At 73.0% G+C, this 3,018-nt stretch carries 3 protein-coding genes; all 3 read right to left on the reverse strand.

What is annotated here, in order from left to right; all coding sequences use genetic code 11:
* A partial coding sequence (locus tag OZN99_RS28645; protein WP_270938624.1) for a hypothetical protein occupies positions 1 to 694 on the reverse strand: 694 nt, incomplete at its 3' end.
* A 101-nt stretch (positions 695 to 795) separates the two neighbouring features.
* Positions 796 to 1,770 (reverse strand): Bug family tripartite tricarboxylate transporter substrate binding protein, encoded by a 975-nt coding sequence (locus OZN99_RS28650; RefSeq protein ID WP_270938625.1) that lies wholly within the window; start codon positions 1,768 to 1,770, stop codon positions 796 to 798.
* A 53-nt stretch (positions 1,771 to 1,823) separates the two neighbouring features.
* On the reverse strand, positions 1,824 to 2,714 hold the full coding sequence (gene hemF / locus OZN99_RS28655) for an oxygen-dependent coproporphyrinogen oxidase (RefSeq protein ID WP_270938626.1): 891 nt from the start codon (positions 2,712 to 2,714) through the stop codon (positions 1,824 to 1,826).
* Between the last annotated feature and the right edge of the window lie 304 nt (positions 2,715 to 3,018).

Raw genomic sequence — 3,018 nt, forward strand, 5'->3', positions numbered from 1 at the left:
CGAAGACCACCGAGACAGGCGGAAGCGGCGCGGCGCCGGGCAGGACCAGGCTGCCGGCCACCACCACCCAGAACTGGCCTCCGCCCGTGGCCGGGTCCGGGCCGGTCACGTCGGCGCCGGCGGGCAGCTGGTGGCGCCAGCCGGCGGGACCGCCCGGCCGGTTGCGCAGGACCGCCACTGCCGTGCGCTCGGTCGAGGCCAGGTCGGGCCCGGGCAGGGGGGGCAGCGGCGCAACCGTCTCCTGCCCCAGGTCGAGGCCGGATTCGAGGCGCGGCTTGGCGTTGGCCACCAGTTCCTTCCGTGCCCCGGGCAGATACCGCGCGCCGGGATCGTAGCCGTTCCGCAGGGTGAGGTACTGCAGGCCGTGTTCGCCGGCGCGGATCGGGCCATAGGCGCTGAAGGCATCGGCAAAGTGGACGGCGACCGGGGCCAGCGGATGCCGCCCGATGCTGCCGGCGCCGGCGACCGCGACCTGGAACTGGTTCACCCGGTGGAAATGGGCGTCAACCGTGGCATGCGGCGGCTGCTCCACCAGGTAGGCCACGGGCTGCAGCGCATCGGGGTCGGGTTCCGGCGCGCCGTCGCGCGCGGTCCAGTTCAGGCCGATGTAGCTGGCGGTGTGCAGCGGCACGCCGTTGGCGACGATGGGTCGCCGGCGTGCCATGGCGGCGTCCTGCGCGCCGATGACGGGCATCGCGCTTCCTCCCTGGCCATGGCGTTATGTCCGGACATATCACCATGGCCCCGGGCGGGCGCACAAGCCGCAGCCGGCCCGCGCGCAGGGGGGGCGCCGGATCAGTCCAGCCGCGCGCCGGAGATGCGGACGACCTCCTGCCACATCGGCCGCTCGCGCGCGACGCGCTCGGTCACCGCCTCCGGTGTGGAGGAGACGGCGCGCGCGCCGGTGCGCAGGAAGCGGTCCTGCATCGCCGGTTCCGACGAGATCTCGCGGATCACCGCGCTGGCGCGCTCCACGATCGGGCGCGGCACGCCGGCGGGGAAGGCCATGGCGCACCAGCTCGTCACCACGAAGTCGGGCACGCCGGCCTCCGCCATGGTCGGCACGTCGGGCAGCGTCGGCCAGCGCTCCGCACCCGTCACGGCCAGCGCCCGCGCGCGGCCTTCCTGGATCACCGGCACGTAGCTCGCCAGGTTGTCGATCGCGACGTTGAGATCGCCGGCCAGCATCGCCGGGATAATCTGCGCCGCGCCGCGGAACGGGACATGGGTGCCGTCGATGCCGAGGCGGCTGGTGAACAAAGCACCGGAAAGATGCGCCGTGGTGCCGACGCCGGGGCTGCCGTAGCTGATGCCCTGCCGCTGCGCCTTCGCCCAGGCGATGAACTGCTGGAGCGAGGTGGACGGGTTGTGCTGCGCCGAGACGACGACGACGTTCGGCAGCTCCCAGTGCATGGAGATGGGCTGGAAGTCGCGCTGCGGGTCATAGGGCAGGCGCGTGTAGAGGAACTGGTTGATGTGCCAGGCGCCGAGCGTCAGCGGCGCCATGGTGTAGCCGTCCGGCGCGCTCTTCGCGAGCGCGTCGGCGCCGATGTTGCCGCCCGCGCCGGGGCGGTTCTCCAGCACGAAGGACTGGCCGAGCTTCTGCTGCTTCTGCTCGGCCAGGATGCGCGCCAGCACATCGGTGGAGCCGCCGGGCGGCCAGGGGACGATGACGCGGACGGGCCGGTTCGGCCATGGCGCCTGGGCGATGGCGGGCGTGGCAAGGCTCGCGGCGCCGGCGGCGAGCAGCGTGCGGCGGGTGACGGTCATCTGGTTCCTCCCGGGGGTTCGGGCGGGAAGATAGGGGAGGGCGCGCGGGCCGGCTACGGCCAGCCGGTCTCCGGCGGCAGCGACATCAGGATCGCCTCGACATTGCCGCCGGTCTTCAGGCCGAAGATCGTGCCGCGGTCATACAGCAGGTTGAACTCCACGTAGCGGCCGCGGCGCACCAGCTGGTGCGCCCGCTCCGCCTCCGTCCAGGGCTCGTGCATGCGCTTGCGGACGATGGCGGGGTAGCTTTCGAGGAAGGCGAGCCCGACGTCGCGGGTAAAGGCGAAGTCGGCCTCGATGCCCTTGCCCGGCGTGCGGTCGCCCAGCCAGTCGTAGAAGATGCCGCCCAGGCCGCGCGGCTCGTTGCGGTGGGGCAGGAAGAAGTACTCGTCGCACCACTGCTTGAAGCGCGGGTAGTAGGTGGGGTCGTGCCGGTCGCAGGCGGCCTGGAAGGCGGCGTGGAAATCGGCCGCATCCGCCTTCGAATGCGGCGCGCCGTGGTCCATCGGGGTGATGTCGCCGCCACCGCCGAACCAGGCCTTCGAGGTCACGATGAAGCGCGTGTTCATGTGCGCGGCCGGCACCCGCGGGCTGCGCATGTGCGCCACCAGCGAAACGCCGGTGGCCAGGAAGCGCGGATCGGCCTCGGCGCCCGGGATCTGCTTGCGGAACTCGGGGGAGAACTCGCCGAAGACGGTGGAGACGTTGACGCCCACCTTCTCGAAGACGCGGCCCTTCATGACGGACATCACGCCGCCGCCGCCCTCCGGCCGGTCCCAGGCGGTGCGTACGAACCGGCCGGGCGGCAGGTGGGCGTGCGGGCCGCCGGCCAGTTCGTCCTCGCAGGCCTCGAAGGCGGCGCAGAGGCGGTCGCGGAGCTCCTCGAACCAGGCGCGGGCGCGCGGGACCAGGGGGTGATCCAGGGGGGCCGTGCCGTCCGCCATGCGTGCCTGCTTCCTCGCGACGTCGCGGCCGTTTCGCCGCATGCGCCGCAGATTGACAGGCCGTTGCTGCGCTGGCGAGCCTGGGCGCCACAGGCTGCCGACCGGCCAAAATTGCAGCGAATTCAGGACCGCGGCCGGATTTACACCGTGCGGAGCCGCGCTTTATATGCAGCGCAACGCCGCCGGCCGCGGGCCCCGGACGCTTGCGCTCGCCCCCGGGCGGCGCGTGCGGGCCGGTGTGTCGCGCACGCGGCCGTTGAGGATGCGGCTTTGGCCCGCTGCGCGCCGCCCGGGTTCCTGCCCG

This window comes from Falsiroseomonas oryzae, from assembly GCF_027856955.1.
Lineage (GTDB): Bacteria > Pseudomonadota > Alphaproteobacteria > Acetobacterales > Acetobacteraceae > Falsiroseomonas > Falsiroseomonas oryzae.

Coding starts and splice junctions, on each gene's coding strand:
- hemF (WP_270938626.1), bottom strand. CDS start 2,714: ATGGCGGACGGCACGGCCCCCCTGGATCACCCCCTGGTCCCGCGCGCC.
- OZN99_RS28650 (WP_270938625.1), bottom strand. CDS start 1,770: ATGACCGTCACCCGCCGCACGCTGCTCGCCGCCGGCGCCGCGAGCCTT.